Source organism: Methylomonas sp., assembly GCF_023228165.1.
Classification (GTDB): Bacteria; Pseudomonadota; Gammaproteobacteria; order Methylococcales; family Methylomonadaceae; genus Methylomonas.
Genome location: NZ_JALOBS010000032.1, coordinates 1 through 18,394, shown reverse-complemented (window position 1 = coordinate 18,394; position 18,394 = coordinate 1). Strand labels below are relative to the sequence as shown.

Here is an 18,394-nt window from a genome sequence, read left to right as displayed (position 1 = left end):
ATGGTTTGGAAACCCCACGTCACCGTTGCCGCTGTCATTCAGAAAAACCAGCGCTATTTACTGGTCGAAGAGACAACGGACAATGGCATTGCGTTCAATCAACCTGCCGGCCATCTGGAGCCGGGCGAAGATTTGATCAGCGCAATCAAGCGCGAAGTTCTGGAAGAAACCGCCTGGCAGTTTCAGCCGGAAGCCCTGGTGGCCGTTCAGCTCTGGCGTAAAACCCCTGACTTCCCAAGTTTCGTGCGTTTTTGTTTTACCGGCAGCGTGCATAGCCATAACCCCGACCAAGCCCTGGATACCGGCATACTTGCAACCCATTGGCTAAGTCATCAGGAAATCATGGCAAAGCGTGACCAATTACGCAGCCCACTGGTATTAATTTGCGTAGATGAATATTTAAAAGGTCAGCATCATCCGCTGTCTTTATTACAAACCTATTTAGATTTAGCATGAGCAAACACATCATCGTCGGCATGTCCGGCGGCGTCGATTCTTCAGTAACCGCACTAACCCTGCAAGAACAAGGCCACAAAGTCACCGGTTTATTCATGAAAAACTGGGAAGAAGACGACGGCACAGAATACTGCACGGCAATGGACGACCTGGCCGATGCCCAGCAGGTTTGCGACACCTTGGGCATCGAATTAAAAACCGTCAACTTCGCCGCCGAATACTGGGACGAGGTATTCGAAGTATTTTTGTCGGAGTTTAAAGCCGGCCGTACGCCGAATCCCGACATTCTTTGTAACAAACACGTCAAATTCAAGGCGTTTTTGAACTACGCAATCGAAGACCTGGGCGCTGAATTTATCGCCACCGGCCATTATGCCCGTGTCGATGAACAAAATGGCGAGTTTCGTTTGCTGAAAGGGCTAGACCCCAACAAGGAACAAAGCTATTTTTTATATGCCATGGGCCAAAAAGCCTTATCAAAAACCCTGTTCCCGATCGGCCATTTGCATAAACCGGAAATCCGCGCCATGGCCGACAAGGCCGGTTTCGCCAACAGCCGCAAGAAAGACAGTACCGGCATTTGTTTCATAGGCGAACGCAAATTCAAAGAGTTTCTGCAACGCTATTTGCCACATCAACCCGGCGAAATGCGCACGCCCGAGGGCGTCTACATCGGACAACATCATGGCTTGATGTATTACACCCTGGGCCAACGCCAAGGTTTAGGTATAGGCGGGGTGAAAGACGCGCCGGACGAACCCTGGTTCGTACTGGAAAAAGACCTGGACAACAACGTATTAATTGTCGGCCAAGGCCACGACCATCCGCTGATGCTGCACAACACGCTGGAAGCCGGACAACTGGACTGGTGCGGCAGCCATCCCTTGACCGAAACCCTGCGTTGCGCCGCCAAGACGCGCTATCGGCAAGCCGATCAGGCTTGTATCGTCGAACCACTGGATGGCGGTTTGCGGGTAAAAGTCCGTTTCGACCAAGCGCAACGAGCAATTACGCCGGGCCAGTCTGTGGTGTTTTATCTGGGCGAGGTTTGCTTGGGTGGCGGCATCATCGAAGCCAAATACAACGAATAATGTTTGGTTACGCAACGCTAACCCAACCTACAAAAAATCCAATAAGCAGGAAACTATCATGACCCTCACCGCCATCTCCCCCATCGACGGCCGCTATGCCGGCAAAGTCGACGCCTTACGCCCTATTTTCAGCGAATACGGTTTGATCCGTTTTCGGGTCGAAGTGGAAGTGCGCTGGCTGCAAGCCTTGGCCGCGGAAGCAAAAATCGTTGAAGTGCCGACGTTATCGAGTGTAGCCAATGCCGTACTGAACGATATTGTCAGCCATTTCTCTGAAGCCGACGCCCAAGCGGTGAAAGATATCGAGAAAACCACCAATCACGACGTCAAGGCAGTCGAGTATCTGCTTAAACAAAAAATACAAGATAACGCCGAACTGCAGGCTGTTAATGAATTTATCCATTTCGCCTGCACCTCCGAGGACATCAATAACCTGTCTTATGGCTTGATGCTGAAAGAAGGCCGCGGGTTAATCCTGGCGGAAATCGACGCCACTATTGCGGCCATCAAGCAACTGGCTTTGGATTGTGCAGAACAACCCATGCTATCGCGCACCCACGGCCAATCCGCCACCCCAACTACAGTCGGCAAGGAATTCGCCAACGTGGTGGCCCGCATGCAACGTCAACGCCAGCAACTGGCAGCCGTCGAGCTGCAGGGCAAGATCAACGGTGCGGTCGGCAATTACAACGCGCATAGCGTGGCCTATCCGGATGTGGATTGGCCACAGTTTGCGCAGAATTTCGTCGAATCGTTGGGCCTGCACTTCAATCCCTACACTATACAAATCGAGCCGCACGATTACATGGCCGAGTTCTTTCATGCCTTATCCCGCTTCAACACCATTTTGCTGGATTTCGATCGCGACGTCTGGGGCTATATCTCGCTGGGTTATTTCAAACAAAGAACTGTTGCCGGCGAAGTGGGTTCATCGACCATGCCGCATAAAGTCAATCCGATTGATTTTGAAAACTCCGAAGGTAACCTGGGCTTGGCCAACGCGATTTTCGGGTTTTTGGCCGACAAACTGCCAGTCTCGCGCTGGCAACGCGATTTGACCGACTCCACCGTATTGCGCAATATCGGCGTCGGCATCGCTCATACCAGCATTGCCATTCAATCCACTTTAAAAGGCATTTCCAAACTGGAGCTCAACCCTGCCCTGCTGGATCAGGATCTGGATAATAACTGGGAAGTCTTGGCCGAGCCGATTCAAACCGTGATGCGCCGCTACGGTATCGAAAAACCCTACGAAAAATTAAAGGAACTGACTCGCGGCCAGCGCGTCACCGGCGAAGGCATGCGCGCTTTCGTGGAAAAACTGCAGATTCCCGCCGCAGCCAAAGCTGAATTAATGGCGCTGACACCGCACAGCTATACCGGTTATGCGGCGCAATTAGCCAAGAAAATCAGCTAAAAATCCGGACCCGGTTGTTGCTGAACTTCATCTGGATTTTCCTGTTCCTCAGCGCCTTCGTTACCGCCAGCTTTAAACTACTGGTGCTGGGCGACACGCAGGTATTTTCCGAGTTGATGACGGCCATGTTCAGCTTGTCCAAAACCGCGTTTGAAATTTCGCTGGGGCTAAGCGGGGTGCTGGCTTTATGGATGGGCATCATGAAAATTGGTGAGCATAGCGGCTTTATCGCATTGCTCACCCGGGTGTTAAATCCGTTATTTAATCGCTTGATGCCCGACATCCCGCAAAACCACCCGGCACTTGGGGCGATAACCATGAACATCGCTGCCAACATGCTGGGACTGGATAATGCCGCTACCCCGATGGGCATTAAAGCCATGCAGGAAATGCAGAGCATCAATCCGCATCCCGACCGTGCCAGCAATGCGCAAATTCTGTTTCTGGTGCTGAATACCTCTTCTGTGACCTTGTTTCCGGTCACCATATTCGCTTACCGGGCGCAACTGGGTGCCGCCAACCCAACCGATGTCTTCATTCCAATATTGATCGCCACCTATGTATCGACCTTGGCTGGTTTACTAGCCGTAGCATTTGTGCAAAAAATCAATTTGCTGGACAAGGTTGTACTGGCTTACCTGGGCGGTCTTACCGCGCTGATTATTGGCCTGTTAAGCTATTTTTCCAGCCTGGATCAGGTAATCATGCTGGAACAATCGGCCCTGCTCAGCAATCTGGTTTTGTTTAGCTTGGTAGCTGCCTTTATTGCCGCAGCCGCCTATCAACGCCTGAATGCTTATGAGTTATTTATAGAAGGCGCTAAACAGGGCTTTCAAACCGCTGTCGGCATTATTCCTTATTTGGTTGCCATGCTGGTAGCTTTTGGGGTGTTTCGTGCCAGCGGCGCGCTGGAATTATTGACCGGCGGCATTCGCTTGATGGTGGACTTTTTGCAAATTGATAACCGTTTTATCGACGGCCTGCCGACGGCATTGATGAAACCGTTTAGCGGCAGCGGTGCCAGAGCCATGATGATCGATACCATGCAAAGCCATGGTGCCGATTCGTTTGCGGGTCGCCTGGCCTCGGTCGTGCAAGGCAGCACGGAAACCACCTTCTATGTATTAGCGGTGTATTTCGGTGCGGCAGGCATCAGCAACATTCGTCATGCCGCCGTTTGCGGCCTGATTGCCGACTTTTCAGGTATTATGGCCGCCATTTTTATAACTTATTGGTTTTTTGGTTAATTATTTTGATTAGAGGTGCATGGCGCTACGCTTATGCACCCTACATTTTTTTAAACATATACATGCAAATACATTTAAAAACCCTGGGCTGTCGCCTCAACGAAGCCGAGCTGGAAACCTGGGCGCAAGCCTTTCAAGCTAAAGGCCACAGCATTACCCGCCAGCTGGATGACGCCCAAATGGTGGTGATCAATTCCTGCGCGGTCACTCAGGATGCGGTCAAAAAATCCAAACAACTGATCCGCCGCATCCATCGCGACAACCCGCAAGCCAAATTAGTGGTCAGCGGCTGTTACGCCACCTTAAACGAAACCGAAGCGGCCCAGTTGATGGGGGTGGATTTGATCGTCGGCAACCAAGACAAAAATCAGCTGGTCGAAAAAGCCTTAACCGAACTCAATCTGGACAGCATGCCGGCCATGTCGACCGAACCCGGTGAAATATCCTTGTTTAGCCGTGGCCGGCAACGTGCCTTCGTTAAAGTGCAAGACGGCTGCCGTTATCGCTGCACCTTCTGTATCGTTACCGTGGCGCGCGGCGAAGAGCATAGTCGCGCTATCGATGATGTAATCGCTGAAATCAATAGCCTGCACAGCCAAGGCATCAACGAGGCTATCATCACCGGCGTACACCTGGGCGGTTATGGCAGCGACATCAACAGTCACTTGGTCGAGTTGATTGAAACCATACTGGAAAAAACCCAAATCCCCCGCCTGCGTCTAGGCTCTCTGGAACCTTGGGAATTACCGCCGGGATTTTTTGAATTATTTAAAAACCCGCGTCTGATGCCACATCTGCATTTGCCTTTACAAAGTGGCAGCAACAGCGTGTTACGGCGCATGGCCAGACGCTGTAAAACCGAAGAATTTGCCGATATGGTGCAACAAGCCCGCAGCTTGATTCCAAACTTTAATATCACCACCGACATCATCGTCGGCTTTCCGGGTGAAACCGAGCAGGAATGGCAGGAAAGCTTTGATTACATCCAAAAGCTGGGCTTTGGGCATATTCATATTTTCAGTTATTCGCCGCGTGAGGGTACCAAGGCTGCAGGACTGCCGGATCAAATCAGTCAGACGCTGAAAAAACAACGCAGCAAACAACTGCATGAACTTGCCGAAACCTTAAAACAGGATTTCGTCGCCGAAAATCTAAACTCATTGGCTAACGTGCTTTGGGAAGGCCAGACTGAAGTACTGGATAACGGCAAAATCCGTTATTTTGGCTATACACCCAATTATCTGCGGGTTGCCTGCGATGTGCCCGGTGAGGTGAGCCTGGAAAACCAAATACGCCATGCCAAACTGCAAGCAGCTCACAGCCAGTTTATCGAATCGATCTTGGTTTAAGAAAAACGCCCTGCGATACAGGGCGTAAGCCGTTAAATAATATCAATAAGGTTGCACCGGCGACAAACCCTCCTGCTCGTCTAGATTCAACACATCGTCCTCGGGTACGTTACCGTCGTGAATCAAATAGTTGCGTTGCGATAAATAGGCGCCGCGAAAAAAGGCATAGCGATCCAGCGCTGCTTCGCTGGCTATTCTTTCATTTTCCAGGTTATCTGCCCGCAAGTCGGCCGCATTCAACGCGCCCAATCCGCCCGATACCGCTGTCGATACCGCAGACGAACTTAAATAAACACCGGTATAACTGATGGGATTCATAGCCACATCACCCGCCACACCGACTACGCCGCGCGGCGAGCTGGGACCCAGCAAAGGCAACACCAGATAAGGTCCGCTCGGCACGCCCCAAAACCCTAAGGTTTGGTCAAAATCTTCATGATGCTTGGGTAAATCAACATTGCTGGCCAAATCAATAAAACCGGCCAGACCCAAGGTGCTATTCAGAAAGAAGCGCGTACCGTCAAAAGCACTTTGGGCAAATTTGCCTTGTAAAGCATCATTGATGGTGACCCGGATATCGCCGATATTACTGAAGAAATTGGAAACGCCCTGATCGACAAAATCCGGGGTTATCCAGCGGTATCCTTCCGCCACCGGTTTCATCACATAATCATCCACCCCATCGTTGAACGATTGCATACTACGATTCCAACTCTCCCACGGATCATTTGGGTCCGTAGCATGAACAGTCGCACACCCGTTCAATAAAAGCATGTTGCCAAGGGCAGATAAAAGTATGGCTATATTTTTGATTTGCATCAGACTTACCTCGTATCCTGATTGTTTTTATAATCCCTAACAATGTTCAACCATAACATAGCTATCATCCGCTTAACCATCGTTGAAAAACAAACCAGTCATTTTCTGATAGCGAACGCAAAAAAAGGCCGCGTTGCTTTAGGCACGCGGCCTTTTTTAGCTGAATGAACTGCGTCGATTAATATGGATTGGTGTTTAACGGCCCATACCCATCGTCTTTAAGGTCTTCAAATTTCAAAACATCATCTTCCGGCACATTACCGTCATTGACTAAATAATTACGGTTGGACAGATAGGCATCGCGAAAAAACTGATAACGATCCAGCGCCGCTTCGGTTGCTACTTTTTCCATGCCCAACAGGTCGGAACGGGCATCAATGACCTTTAACGCGCCTGATCCCATCGATACCGCCGCGCCTATCCATTCAGGATTCAAATAGAAGCCGGCATATGTGATTGGATTCATGGCGGCATCCCCGACCAAACCAACCACGCCTCGCGGCGAACTGGGCCCGAAAAGCGGCAAGACGATATAAGGTCCGGTAGGCAGGCCCCAAACCCCCAGGGTTTGGTCGAAGTCTTCGTTATGCTTGGGCAAATCGATCATGCTGGCAACGTCAACCAGACCACCGACACCGGCCGTGGTGTTGACCAGAAAACGGGCGGTATCCATTCCGGACTGCATAAGTTTTGCTTGCAATAAGTCGTTGGTGAAGACACCAATGTCATCCAGGTTGCTAAAAAAGTTGGTTACCCCTTGATCGGCAAAATCAGGCATGACCCATTTGTAACCTTTGGCAACAGGCTTCATGACATAACTGTCCACGTCATCGTTAAACGACTGCACGCCTCTGTTCCAGCTTTCCCAAGGGTCTCTGGGATCGGGGCTTTGCACGGTTGCACACCCATTCATTAAAGCCATCGCACCGATAGCAACCAAAGAACCTATTATTTTGCCTCGCATAAGATTTACCTCGTCACCTGATTAATTGTTTATAGCCGTCTAAAACTGACGTAACATATCATATTAACGATTTATCAAGCCACCACAGACCATGGAACTAAGTCACAATCCGCTAGGAAACCGTTTCAGAGGCTATTTGCCCGTTATTGTAGATATTGAAACCGCCGGCTTCAACGCAAAAAAAAACCCACTCCTTGAAATAGCCGCCATTATCGTCGAACAAGATGCGGAAGGCTGGCTGGGGATCACTGAAAAACATCATTGCAACATCATCCCGTTTAAAAATTCGGAATTGGATGAAGCTGCCTTAAAGTTTACCGGGATCGACCCCTATCATCCGTTTCGCATGGCCGTCGACGAAAAAGAAGGCCTTAATCAATTGTTTACCCCGATTAGAGCGGCCGTAAAACGCAACGAATGTAAACGCGCCATTTTGGTGGGCCACAATCCGGCTTTCGACATCAACTTTTTAAATGCCGCCATTGACCGCACGCAAATAAAACGCAGCCCATTTCACCCATTCAGCAGTTTTGATACCGCTACTTTGGGGGGACTGGTATTCGGTCAGACGGTATTAGCCAAAATTGCCGAAGCGGCTGGATTGGAGTGGGATAACGAACGCGCCCATTCAGCCCTTTACGATGCCGAACAAACCGCGGAATTGTTTTGTATTATCTATAACCGCTGGAAAAAACTTTTAGCCTTCGAAGCGGCATAAGCGACTCACGGCTGCGAGTCGCCGGATACAAACAACGGTTATGCAGCGCCGATCATGCTCTGCAATTCGCCTTTATTAAACAAATCCATCACGATATCGCAGCCACCCACCAACTGTCCGTTGACATACAACTGCGGATAAGTCGGCCAGTTGGAATATGCTTTCAAGGCGTCGCGTAATTCAGGATCTTCAAATATATTGATCGCCCGATACTGCGCATTGCAGGCCTGCAATACCTGCACAACCCTGCCGGAAAAACCGCACTGCGGGAAATCCGGGGTACCTTTCATGTACAACACCACCGGTTGACTGGCAAGTTGTTCTTCAATTCTTTCAATCACGCTCATGACTATTACTCAATCCAAATTAATAACCCAGTAATTTTATCAAGAATACCCGGTTTATTAAACAAAACTAACGCATGGACAGGCCTTGGATATCCATTACCGGCTGACAAAATTTTAAACAAATATTAAACAGGGTGTCCCATTCATCGCCGGCGAGCTGACCTTTGGCCTGCCTGTCCGCCTTGGCACCGGCCAGCAATAAAGACTCTATTTGCTCTACGGAAAACCTGCGCAGGGCATCCTGCATTAATGACTTACGTTTATCCCAAACCTGATGACTCTTAAAGGCCGCATCCTGATGGCGGCCCTGTATCAATTCGGATTTAACATTAAACAAAACCCTCGCTTCGCGACTAAGCGCCCACAGCACGACAGGTGCGGCGATACCTTCTGCTTTCAGTCCGTTTAGAATTTTAACGGCCCTATTATGCTTACCAGCCAACAAGGCCTCCGTCAATTTAAACACATCAAAACGCGAACTATCGGCCACCGCCTCCGCAATCATGGTTTTGTTTATCACTGCTTTGCCGTGCAGAATAAACAGTTTTTCTATCTCTTGTGCCGCCGCCAACAAATTGCCTTCGATACGTCCGGCCAGGATTTTAACGGCGTCCTGCTCAAGCCGCATCCCCCTGCGTTCCGCGCGCCGCTGCAACCAGTTCAGCAAGTCAGGCCCCTGCAGAGGCCACACCTGCACAATGACTCCGACATTGTCGATAGCCTGGAACCATTGGGTTTTCTGCGATGCCGTATCGAGCTTGCCGGTGGTAATCATCAAAAGCGTGTCGGCCGGCAAGTGTTGGCAATAGGCAAGTAGAGCTTTACTGCCTTCGCTACCCGGTTTTGCCGAAACCAGCCGCAAATCGATAACTTTTTTATCGGCAAAAATCGACAGCGAGTCGGCTTCCTCGGACAATTGCGACCATTCGTTACCGTGATCGATGCTGACGACTTCCCGCACAGTGTAACCCGCCCGCCGAGCCGCATCCCTGATGGCGTCGGCAGCTTCACCGACTTGCAGCGGCTCATCACCCGTAATGAGGTAAACCGGCTGCAAAGCCGCCTTTTGCAGCGCGGCTTCCAGTTGCTCCGGCTTATAGCGCATGGCTTAGAGTTTCTTGTTTTCGATCGCGGCTTGCGCACGTGACATCAGCATCCGCACAGCCTGTCTATAAATCTCTTTTTGTATCAATGCTTCTTCGTTTTCCTTAGCCAGAATGGCAGTCTGGTCATTGAAAAACTCACGACTGATTTCTATGGTTTGCTCGTCCTGCAGGGTATTTTCTTTATTATCGTAAAACTGAAATCTCAGGTAATAATTCAGCTCCACTTCGCTGGACTTACCCGTCGAGCCCACCGACAACACACGACGGCGAAAATCTTCCTTTAAAACCTTTACTACAATGCCCGCATCATTCGGAGAATCCGCCAGCTTGCCATCCGAAGCCTTCAATACCGCTTTTGTTTCGGCATTAAGCGAGCCGGAGGCACCGAATAAATACATATTTTTCAAAGCGGCCGGCAAAGCAATGGATCCGCGCAGATGATAACCGCAAGCAGTCAACAAACTCAGGACAGTAAGCAAAACGATTTTCCGGGCAATTTTCATCAGATTCAGTCTATTGATTAACGGATCAAACAACGATATTTACCAGTTTTTGCGGTACCACAATCAGTTTTTTCACCGGTTTACCGTCGATATAGCGTTGCACGTGTTCGTCGGCCAGCACTAACGCTTCGATCTGCTCTTTTGACGCTGTAGCCGCCACCGAAAATTTGCCGCGTAATTTACCATTGACTTGCACCACCATTTCGATGGCGTCCTGCACCAATGCCGTCTCATCGAGCACCGGCCAGGCCGCCATGACGATATCGCTAGCATGACCCAGTTCATGCCACAATTGCTGCGCCGCATGCGGAATAATAGGCGCCAACATCAATACAATAGCCTCCAAGGTTTCCTGACGCACGGCCCGGCCATTGTCGCTATCATCCTCGAACTTGTTCAAGGCATTCACCAGCTCCATATTGGCGGCAATCGCGGTATTGAAGGTGTGCCGACGCGCCATATCGTCGGTGACTTTTTGCAGGGCTTGATGCAATTGCCGGCGCAAGGCTTTTTGCCCATCGGTCAGCGCGGCCGCATCCAAACCCTTGCCGGGCAAGCCCGATTCAACATGCAGATAAACCTGCCGCCATAACCGTTTCAAAAACCTGAACGCACCTTCCACACCGGCATCGTTCCATTCCAGCGACTGGTCCGGCGGCGAAGTAAACATGGTATACAAACGCACGGTATCGGCGCCGTATTGATCGATCAATACCTGCGGATCGACACCGTTGTTTTTGGATTTTGACATTTTCTCAATCGCGCCCACCGTGACATGCGAACCGTCTTCCAGCAATTTCGCACCGACGATTTTACCCTTGCTATCGCGCTCGACCTGAATCTGCGTCATGTTGTAATAACGCTTATGACCGTGTTCATCGATTTGATAGAAGGTTTCCGCAACCACCATACCCTGAGTCAACAAGTTTTTGAACGGCTCATCGCAAACGATCAAACCTTCGTCGCGCAGCAGCTTGGTGTAAAACCGCGCATACAGTAAATGCAGAATGGCGTGTTCGATACCGCCGATGTAATGGTCGACCGGCAACCAATAATTGGCTCGGCTGTCCAGCATCGCCGTGTCGCAATCCTGACTGGCGTAGCGGGCAAAATACCAGGACGATTCCATAAAGGTATCGAAGGTATCGGTCTCGCGCTGCGCCGGCTTGCCGCATTTCGGGCAATCGGCATGCGGAAAAGTCGGATGCGCCGCCAGTGGGGACTGCGACCCGTCCAGCACTACATCGCGCGGCAACGTCACCGGCAACTGCTCGTCCGGCACCGGCACGGTGCCGCAATCGTCGCAATAAATCACCGGCACCGGCGCGCCCCAGTATCGTTGACGCGAAACACCCCAGTCGCGCAGACGAAAGTTGGTCTTACGTTCGCCCTTGCCCAGCCCGATCAATTTAGCGGCAATAGCGTCGAAAGCCTGACTAAAATTCAGACCGTCGAATTCGCCGGAGTTTTTCAATACACCTTTGTCGGTGAAGGCCTTTTCACTAACGCTGTCGTTAGATCCATCACTGGCAGCGATAACATCCTTGATAGCGATACCGTATTTTCGGGCAAATTCATAATCGCGCTGATCGTGTGCGGGTACGGACATTACCGCACCGGTACCATAGCTCATCAATACGAAGTTGGCGATCCAAACCGGCACTTGCTCACCGCTCAAAGGATGCGTCGCGGTAAACCCGGAATCGATGCCGCGCTTTTCCATGGTTTCCATGGCCGCTTCCGAGGTTTCCATCTGCTTGCAGGCTTCCAGAAACGCCGCGATATCGGCATTGTTTTCGGCGGCCATTTTGGCCATGGGATGCTCTGCCGCAACCGCCAGATAGGTAACACCCATCAGGGTATCGGGGCGAGTGGTGTAAATGCGGACCGCCTCATCGAAACCCGCTACCGCAAAATCCATCTCCACGCCTTCGGAGCGGCCTATCCAGTTGGCCTGCATGGTTCTGACCTGTTCCGGCCAGCCCGGCAAACTCTCCAGCGAACTTAGCAATTCGTCGGCATATTCGGTAATTTTTAAAAACCACTGGGAGATTTCTTTTTTCTCGACCAGGGTATCGCAACGCCAGCAGCAACCGTCTATGACTTGCTCGTTGGCCAACACGGTTTGATCGTGCGGACACCAGTTGACCGGCGCGGTTTTTTTGTAAACCAGGCCTTTCTGCATCAGACGCAGGAAAAACCATTGTTCCCATCGATAATATTCCGGATCGCAAGTGGCCAGCTCGCGGCTCCAGTCGTAACCGAAACCAAGCCGTTTCAGCTGTTCGCGCATGTAATCGATATTGGAATAGGTCCAGTCGGCTGGATGCACTTTGTTTTGCATGGCGGCGTTTTCCGCCGGCAAACCGAAGGCATCCCAGCCCATGGGTTGCAACACGTGTTTACCCTGCATGCGTTGAAAACGGCTGATCACATCGCCTATGGTGTAATTACGCACATGGCCCATATGCAGTTTGCCGCTGGGATAGGGAAACATCGACAAACAATAGTATTTTTCTTTACCGGTATTTTCGCTGGCGGTAAATACGCCGGATTTTTCCCAGTCAGCCTGTACCTTTTGCTCAATCGGCAACGGTTTGTAATGCTCTTCCATCCTATTCGTCTTTTGATGTAAAAAGGCGCTAGAATACCTTACGGGCGCTTAAATCCAAAGCCTGAAATCATTAAAACAACAAGGAGAAGCCATGGGCGAAAATAAACTGATCAAAGCTTACGATGACCTCATGGGCCATCTTTACGAAGCACTGGACGATACCCTACACAGCGTTGCCGATGCCTTGGAAATTGCCAAGGAAAAAACCAGCGCCTTAGGCGGACACACCCAGGAAGAAATCAACAAAGTCGCCGATTATGTGATGCGTGATATCGAGCATGTCGCCACCGCGCCATCGCAACAACACGACAACAATTCACTGTCCGAATGGTTGAAATTCGATATCGATCTGATCGAGAACTTCGCTCTGGACGCCTTTATGGACATTGCCGACAAAACCAAAGTCAAGTTGGCCGCCCTGGAAATGGAAGCCAAGCAATACCATCCTTACAAAAGCGGAGAAGTGGCCAGCCCCGGCACCTTTACCTGCGACGCCTGCGGCAAGGAAATCGCCTTTAAATCCACCAGCGTGATTCCCAAATGCCCTGCCTGCCAAGGCGATGCATTTACACGTTGTTGATATTACAAGCTTTAACCTTATAATGCGGGTTTTTATTTATTAAACTATCGAGGCGATTATGCGCAGGGTGATTTTTAATCAAAAAGGCGGTGTCGGAAAATCCACCATCACATGCAATCTGGCGGCAATTAGTGCTGTCGAAGGCAAAAAAACCCTGGTAATCGACCTGGATGTGCAAGGTAACTCGACGCAATATTTAATGGGCGTGAAAATTACCGATTCGGACAAAACCATTGCTCATTTTTTCAAAGACAGCCTGGGACTGGAGTTATTCGGCGGCGGCAAGGAGGGCCTGGACAGCGCCATTCATGAAACCCCGTTTCCGAATTTGTTCGTGCTGCCTTCCCATCCGGATCTGGAAGGCCTGCAAAGCCGGCTAGAATCCCGCCATAAAATTTACAAACTGAAGGAAGCGCTGGAAAAACTGGAAGGCTACGATTGCATCTACATCGACACCCCGCCCATCCTGAATTTTTACAGTTTGTCGGCATTGATAGCCGCAGAAAAATGTCTGATTCCATTCGATTGCGACACCTTTGCCCGCGAAGCGCTATACACGCTGATGCGCTCAATTGCGGAAGTCAAGGCCGATCACAACCCTGGCCTGGAAGTGGAAGGCGTGGTAGTCAACCAATACCAAAAACAAGCCAACCTGCCCCGGCAACTGGTGGATGACTTGATTGCGGAAGGCCTGCCGGTGCTGGAATCCAAAATATCCACTTCGGTCAAGGTCAGGGAGTCGCACACCGACGCCAAACCGCTAGTGCATTACGCGCCATCGCACAAACTGACCGAAGAATATCGGGCGCTGCATTTGGAAATTCATAAATAAACCCCGCAAAAAGGCCGCATCAACGCTAGCCATTAAGCTCAAGTGTCGCCGACGACAGTTTTATAGCTAAGGGATAAACCGTTGCAATCTTCTGTAAATTATTTGAAGAGAACAACGACTATCCCTAACGCTTACATCTTGTCAGGTACTGATTAGGTAGTCGGCCATTCTTATGCGACAATGTCTTAAATTATCTTAGCCGTTGGGTTTCATCCCTGACTAAACAGGCCATTAGCCTGCCTTATTTATCACTGTTGTCCTTGTCAATTAATCAACTACCTGTTTAATGCCCGCCCACTTCCGCCAATTTGCTATTTATTTCGGCGGCATTGGTACTATAAAGTCTTAATTTTTTGTTTTAGACGTCTGGACCGACGCCCCGCAAATCGCACCAACCCCCAAACTATACCCACCAATAGAATTAACCCGCCAAAAACCGCTTGATCGCCCCATCTGGCATAAGGTGTCAATCCCGCCATGGGGATGATGGTACTCGTCAATGTAGTGGCGGTAAACAACGGTGCCTGCGCAAGGATTTTACCATTCGGCCCGACGAATCCGGTTACCCCGGTATTGGTAGCGCGCAACAGGTAACGGCCGGTTTCCAAGGCGCGCATTTGCGCCATCTGCATATGTTGATAAGGTTGCGAGGTATCGCCAAACCAGCCGTCGTTGGTGACATTCACCAAATAAGCCGCCTGCCCGACTTGCCGATTAACCAACTCACCAAAGGCATCTTCATAGCAAATAGTGGTCACGAACCGATAACCGCCCGCCTTGAGTAAAGGCTGCCTGGCGCCGCCCAAGGCAAAGTTGCCCAACGGGATTTGCAGCTGATCCAGCACCCAACCCGACAGCGGTTGCAACGGTAGATATTCGCCAAACGGCAGCAAATGATGTTTGTGATATATCGCCTCGCTCTCGCCCAAGGTGATGACGCTGTTGTAATAATCGTTACCGGCACCGTTACTGGGCAAACCTACCACTAAATCCACCCCTTTTTCCCGTGCCTTGGCAGACAAGGGATCAAGGTAAAAGTCTTTAACGTCCGCTAAAAAAGCCGGAATCGCCGTTTCCGGCCAGATGATCACATCGGCGTCCCAATGCTGTTCGGTCAGTTGCAGATACAACCTTAAAGTACTCAACATTTGATCGGTTTGCCATTTTTGATCCTGAGCTATATTACCCTGTACCAAGGTCACTTCAATGGGACTTCCGATAGCATGCGTCCATTGCAGGCCCTGCAACAACCAACCGCCGCCCCAAATCACAAATAACATCAACACGCCGGGTAAACGCAGTGTTCGGACTCGCCACGATTCCGCCAGCAGAGCCGCGCTAACGACCAATAAAAACCCCATACCATACACACCAACGACAGGCGCATAGCCAGCCAAAGGCGTATTTATCTGGCTATAGGCAATCTGCAGCCACGGAAAACCATTCAGCAACCAATAACCGCGAAAATACTCGACCGCCACCCAAACCAAACTCACCGCCAACAGCCGAAACCAAACGCCCTTCATGGCAAGCAATTTTGCCGAAAAGTACGCCGTTATTGCCGGAAATACCGCCCATATAGACACCAACAAACCGGCCAATAAACCGGAGCTGAGCGCAGCCGCGCCGCCGAAATCATGAATACTGATATACACCCACCAGATACCGGAACCGAACAATCCCAAGCCGAATAAATAGCCGCATAAAGCCGCTCGTCCGGCCGGCTGTACGAGGCAAAACCGATAAAAAAACACTATCGCGATTACCGCAAAATAGCTGTAATCGTAAGGTGCGAACGCCAGCGTCAACAGTGCACCCAATACCGGTGCCGGCAATAGCCATTTCCATTGGAATAATCGAGTCATCTTAACGAGTAAATATGTGAAAACCTGTTGAGTATTATGCCGTGATTAGCGATACGCTTGAGCTAAGTTTTCATAGCCATGCTGATTTCGGCTAGACTTGCAAGTTTACTAAGCGTCATACCCAACAAAATCAATGGCAACAGACAATACCCTACCCTTTGAATTGAACTCTGATGCGCTGGCTGAATGGCTGGACGGTTTAAGCCTATTGCCCCACGCTCAGGCCGCCCATCAACTAAACCTGGTACTAAAACAGCTCAAAGACGACAAATACCCGCCTATCGAACTTTTACCCTTATTGGTCAATTTAACGCCGTTGACATTGCACTTTTCCAACAGCCTGTCCGCAACCGCCGCAACCGAAACGGACCTTTCCGGCAAATCTCTAAAAATCGGCAAATTGGCCATGCAACTGCCCCGCCAATTAGCCCTGATTTTTTGCCAGAGCATTGAAAGTAAAAAGCTGGAATCCACCAGTCAGAATCTGGCCATTTTTTATGCCCTGCAGTTAATCGGCTATGCCATGCGCTGCTACAGCCTGTTTTATGACGTACCTTCCGCCACGCTTTGGAAAAAATCCGCGCAACTTTATAAACTGGCCGCATCAACCGAGGCATTGAAACTACCCCAGGCAACAAAATTAAGTGAATTCAAACCCCAAACCGACATCGAGTCTGTCGTCAAACGCAACCTGCTGTTCAACATTATCTGTCCGGGACTCTACAAACCCGATGAAATCAGCCAGCTGTTCCTACTATCCAATCAGTGCGCCCATTTGCTGAAAATTGAAACCTCAACAGAGGCATTGGATTGCGGATTTTATTGGGACTTGAGCAAAGACTTGCCGCCCTATCCGGTCAGAAGGAACAACCGCTCCCTACCCACTCATTTTATGGGCATAAAAAGTCAGCGTATCAGCCATGAATTGCAATTGGGCACCGTTGCGACCAAGTTAAGCCCCAGCCACCAAAACAAACTGGCCTTACTTTTCGGCGGTTACAAACAGGTATTCAGCGCCATCACTCCAGGCATGCCATCGCGCACCAAGCTGATCCCCGGCTTCCTCGGCGCCTGCCACTATTTGCAAGAACTCAACAAGCTATCGAAAATCAATCAACTTAGCGCCCAACTTCGCGACCCCACCAATTTCAATCGCGGCTTAGCGTTGGTGCCATTGGAGCATCAACGCAATGTTTTCGAACAACCCGAACAGCCTTTTAGCGGCGAAATCGCCTTGGGCAAATATGTCAACTTACATAAAACCCCTAACAAATCCTATTGGGTTGCCGAAAGCCGTATGCCGGATTGTTCTACCGGAGACATCGTGCTGCTTTATAAAGAACAACACCCCGTTTCGATAGCGATCATTCGCCAACAAAACTTCAACGAACTGTCCAATGCCATTCAATTATTACTGGAGCAAATATCCGGTAATTGCACAATTTATAGCATTGCGGATAACGGGAACGAAGCATCCGCGGTCGTCATTGGTGAAGGCACCGATAATGCTCAGGTTTTTTTAGCCAACGGTAAATATGCTCTAAACAGCAAAATTCCATTAACCATCGGCTCGTCATTACGCCTGACCGCCTGTATGGAAAGCAATCCATTTTTCGCCCGCTTCAGATTTGCCCTTGAATGACGATTAGCTTGTAATAATAGCAATGGCAGGGCAATTGCTCTTTTGCAGGGTTCATTACATAAACTAACGCGACGCCGCTTACAATGCACTTACTACACACCCGCAATACCCGTACTGTTGCGCATTCATTACACCAATCGTCTTATGATTTGCGCATTCCAATAAAGCCGATTTATCTCTCCCTGATTCTCGCTTCCACGCTGGTCACCGCCGATGAGGCCAAACCGACCTGCTTTGATAACGCCGACACCCAGCAAGAAATCAATCAGTGCAGCGGTCTGGACAATCAAACGGCCGACCAGGCGCTAAACAGTACTTATCAAGCGATACTCAAGCAACACGCCAACGACAAACCTTTTATAGACAGCCTCAAGCAAGCCCAACGTGCCTGGCTAAAGTGGCGTGACGCGGAAATGCTCGCCATATACCCCATAAGAGAACAACCCGGCTACTACGGCAGCAGTTTCAAGGCTTGCTGGCATGAGCAAATCGCATCCATGACGCGCGAACGCACCCGGCAATTGAAAAAATGGCTGGACGGCGTGGAAGAAGGCGATATGTGTTCGGGGTCGTTTCCGATCAAGCCGATTCAACCCGCATTGCCGGAAGCGCCGTAAAAGTTTGGCGGCTCGACCTCGCTTCGTTCTCGGTGCGTATCGCCCCATCATGCAAAAGTTCGCTGCTTTACCTCAAGCGGCATCGCCCGGCTAATTAGAGTCTGCTCAGTAAGTGCATCTTATTGATATATAATGATAATAAAGGTTTTTTTGGTATAATGATGCACGAAAAATGAGCCACCATCCCCAAAAAGCGTGCACCTATGATTCGAACCACCAGCTCAAAG

The 18,394-nt window shown here is 50.2% G+C and carries 17 protein-coding genes; 10 read left to right on the top strand and 7 right to left on the bottom strand.

Features of this window, described 5'->3' with window-relative positions; genetic code table 11:
- The 5 genes from M0R33_RS19405 (at position 1) to mtaB (ending at position 5,560) form a co-directional block, all read left to right on the top strand.
- A complete protein-coding gene (locus tag M0R33_RS19405; RefSeq protein ID WP_292573287.1) occupies positions 1-456 on the top strand; it encodes an NUDIX hydrolase in 456 nt (151 codons plus the stop codon).
- On the top strand, positions 453-1,547 hold the full coding sequence (mnmA, locus tag M0R33_RS19400; RefSeq protein ID WP_292573284.1) for a tRNA 2-thiouridine(34) synthase MnmA: 1,095 nt from the start codon (positions 453-455) through the stop codon (positions 1,545-1,547). Before M0R33_RS19405 ends, mnmA begins: the two co-directional genes overlap by 4 nt.
- 58 nt (positions 1,548-1,605) lie before the next feature.
- Positions 1,606-2,964 carry an adenylosuccinate lyase gene (gene purB / locus M0R33_RS19395; protein ID WP_292573281.1) on the top strand — a complete coding sequence of 453 codons (1,359 nt, stop codon included), beginning with the start codon at positions 1,606-1,608 and terminating at the stop codon, positions 2,962-2,964.
- 17 nt (positions 2,965-2,981) lie between these two features.
- A complete protein-coding gene (locus tag M0R33_RS19390) occupies positions 2,982-4,211 on the top strand; it encodes a nucleoside recognition domain-containing protein (RefSeq protein WP_292573278.1) in 1,230 nt (409 codons plus the stop codon).
- 62 nt (positions 4,212-4,273) lie between these two features.
- Positions 4,274-5,560 (top strand): tRNA (N(6)-L-threonylcarbamoyladenosine(37)-C(2))-methylthiotransferase MtaB, encoded by a 1,287-nt coding sequence (mtaB, locus tag M0R33_RS19385; protein WP_292573275.1) that lies wholly within the window; start codon positions 4,274-4,276, stop codon positions 5,558-5,560.
- Positions 5,561-5,602: 42 nt separating this feature from the next.
- Here mtaB and M0R33_RS19380 read toward each other — a convergent pair whose 3' ends face one another.
- Positions 5,603-6,334 (bottom strand): VacJ family lipoprotein, encoded by a 732-nt coding sequence (locus M0R33_RS19380; protein ID WP_366044308.1) that lies wholly within the window; start codon positions 6,332-6,334, stop codon positions 5,603-5,605.
- Positions 6,335-6,557: 223 nt separating this feature from the next.
- Positions 6,558-7,343 (bottom strand): VacJ family lipoprotein, encoded by a 786-nt coding sequence (locus M0R33_RS19375; protein WP_292573269.1) that lies wholly within the window; start codon positions 7,341-7,343, stop codon positions 6,558-6,560.
- 91 nt (positions 7,344-7,434) lie between these two features.
- Here M0R33_RS19375 and rnt point away from each other — a divergent pair, with 91 nt between their 5' ends.
- On the top strand, positions 7,435-8,061 hold the full coding sequence (rnt, locus tag M0R33_RS19370) for a ribonuclease T (RefSeq protein ID WP_292573266.1): 627 nt from the start codon (positions 7,435-7,437) through the stop codon (positions 8,059-8,061).
- 38 nt (positions 8,062-8,099) lie between these two features.
- Here the strand turns inward: rnt and grxD are convergent, their stop codons facing one another.
- The 4 genes from grxD to leuS all read right to left on the bottom strand — a co-directional run bounded on the left by grxD (position 8,100) and on the right by leuS (position 12,631).
- Positions 8,100-8,408, bottom strand: a complete 309-nt coding sequence (gene grxD / locus M0R33_RS19365) for a Grx4 family monothiol glutaredoxin (RefSeq protein WP_292573264.1) — start codon at positions 8,406-8,408, stop codon at positions 8,100-8,102.
- A gap of 67 nt (positions 8,409-8,475) precedes the next feature.
- Positions 8,476-9,513, bottom strand: a complete 1,038-nt coding sequence (gene holA, locus M0R33_RS19360; RefSeq protein WP_292573261.1) for a DNA polymerase III subunit delta — start codon at positions 9,511-9,513, stop codon at positions 8,476-8,478.
- A 3-nt stretch (positions 9,514-9,516) separates the two neighbouring features.
- A complete protein-coding gene (gene lptE, locus M0R33_RS19355; RefSeq protein ID WP_292573258.1) occupies positions 9,517-10,017 on the bottom strand; it encodes an LPS assembly lipoprotein LptE in 501 nt (166 codons plus the stop codon).
- 25 nt (positions 10,018-10,042) lie between these two features.
- Positions 10,043-12,631 carry a leucine--tRNA ligase gene (leuS, locus tag M0R33_RS19350; protein ID WP_292573255.1) on the bottom strand — a complete coding sequence of 863 codons (2,589 nt, stop codon included), beginning with the start codon at positions 12,629-12,631 and terminating at the stop codon, positions 10,043-10,045.
- A gap of 91 nt (positions 12,632-12,722) precedes the next feature.
- Here leuS and M0R33_RS19345 point away from each other — a divergent pair, with 91 nt between their 5' ends.
- Both M0R33_RS19345 and M0R33_RS19340 read left to right on the top strand, forming a co-directional pair.
- Complete coding sequence (locus tag M0R33_RS19345) at positions 12,723-13,211, top strand: zinc ribbon-containing protein (protein WP_292573252.1); 489 nt, start codon at positions 12,723-12,725, stop codon at positions 13,209-13,211.
- A 58-nt stretch (positions 13,212-13,269) separates the two neighbouring features.
- Positions 13,270-14,043, top strand: a complete 774-nt coding sequence (locus M0R33_RS19340) for a ParA family protein (protein ID WP_292573249.1) — start codon at positions 13,270-13,272, stop codon at positions 14,041-14,043.
- 335 nt (positions 14,044-14,378) lie between these two features.
- On the opposite strand, the gene lnt is transcribed toward M0R33_RS19340, so the two are convergent.
- Positions 14,379-15,908 (bottom strand): apolipoprotein N-acyltransferase, encoded by a 1,530-nt coding sequence (gene lnt / locus M0R33_RS19335; RefSeq protein ID WP_292573247.1) that lies wholly within the window; start codon positions 15,906-15,908, stop codon positions 14,379-14,381.
- 133 nt (positions 15,909-16,041) lie between these two features.
- On the opposite strand from lnt, the gene M0R33_RS19330 reads away from it, so the two are divergent.
- Both M0R33_RS19330 and M0R33_RS19325 read left to right on the top strand, forming a co-directional pair.
- Positions 16,042-17,550, top strand: coding sequence for a hypothetical protein (locus tag M0R33_RS19330; protein WP_292573245.1), 1,509 nt, complete (start codon positions 16,042-16,044; stop codon positions 17,548-17,550).
- An 83-nt stretch (positions 17,551-17,633) separates the two neighbouring features.
- A complete protein-coding gene (locus tag M0R33_RS19325) occupies positions 17,634-18,167 on the top strand; it encodes a lysozyme inhibitor LprI family protein (protein WP_292573242.1) in 534 nt (177 codons plus the stop codon).
- Positions 18,168-18,394 lie beyond the last annotated feature (227 nt).

Excerpts from the sequence above, each read along its gene's own strand:
- M0R33_RS19405 (WP_292573287.1), top strand. The coding sequence starts at position 1 with ATGGTTTGGAAACCCCACGTCACCGTTGCCGCTGTCATTCAGAAAAAC.
- mnmA (WP_292573284.1), top strand. The coding sequence starts at position 453 with ATGAGCAAACACATCATCGTCGGCATGTCCGGCGGCGTCGATTCTTCA.
- purB (WP_292573281.1), top strand. The coding sequence starts at position 1,606 with ATGACCCTCACCGCCATCTCCCCCATCGACGGCCGCTATGCCGGCAAA.
- mtaB (WP_292573275.1), top strand. The coding sequence starts at position 4,274 with ATGCAAATACATTTAAAAACCCTGGGCTGTCGCCTCAACGAAGCCGAG.
- M0R33_RS19380 (WP_366044308.1), bottom strand. The coding sequence starts at position 6,334 with ATGCTTTTATTGAACGGGTGTGCGACTGTTCATGCTACGGACCCAAAT.
- M0R33_RS19375 (WP_292573269.1), bottom strand. The coding sequence starts at position 7,343 with ATGCGAGGCAAAATAATAGGTTCTTTGGTTGCTATCGGTGCGATGGCT.
- rnt (WP_292573266.1), top strand. The coding sequence starts at position 7,435 with ATGGAACTAAGTCACAATCCGCTAGGAAACCGTTTCAGAGGCTATTTG.
- grxD (WP_292573264.1), bottom strand. The coding sequence starts at position 8,408 with ATGAGCGTGATTGAAAGAATTGAAGAACAACTTGCCAGTCAACCGGTG.
- holA (WP_292573261.1), bottom strand. The coding sequence starts at position 9,513 with ATGCGCTATAAGCCGGAGCAACTGGAAGCCGCGCTGCAAAAGGCGGCT.
- lptE (WP_292573258.1), bottom strand. The coding sequence starts at position 10,017 with ATGAAAATTGCCCGGAAAATCGTTTTGCTTACTGTCCTGAGTTTGTTG.
- leuS (WP_292573255.1), bottom strand. The coding sequence starts at position 12,631 with ATGGAAGAGCATTACAAACCGTTGCCGATTGAGCAAAAGGTACAGGCT.
- M0R33_RS19345 (WP_292573252.1), top strand. The coding sequence starts at position 12,723 with ATGGGCGAAAATAAACTGATCAAAGCTTACGATGACCTCATGGGCCAT.
- M0R33_RS19340 (WP_292573249.1), top strand. The coding sequence starts at position 13,270 with ATGCGCAGGGTGATTTTTAATCAAAAAGGCGGTGTCGGAAAATCCACC.
- lnt (WP_292573247.1), bottom strand. The coding sequence starts at position 15,908 with ATGACTCGATTATTCCAATGGAAATGGCTATTGCCGGCACCGGTATTG.
- M0R33_RS19330 (WP_292573245.1), top strand. The coding sequence starts at position 16,042 with ATGGCAACAGACAATACCCTACCCTTTGAATTGAACTCTGATGCGCTG.
- M0R33_RS19325 (WP_292573242.1), top strand. The coding sequence starts at position 17,634 with ATGCACTTACTACACACCCGCAATACCCGTACTGTTGCGCATTCATTA.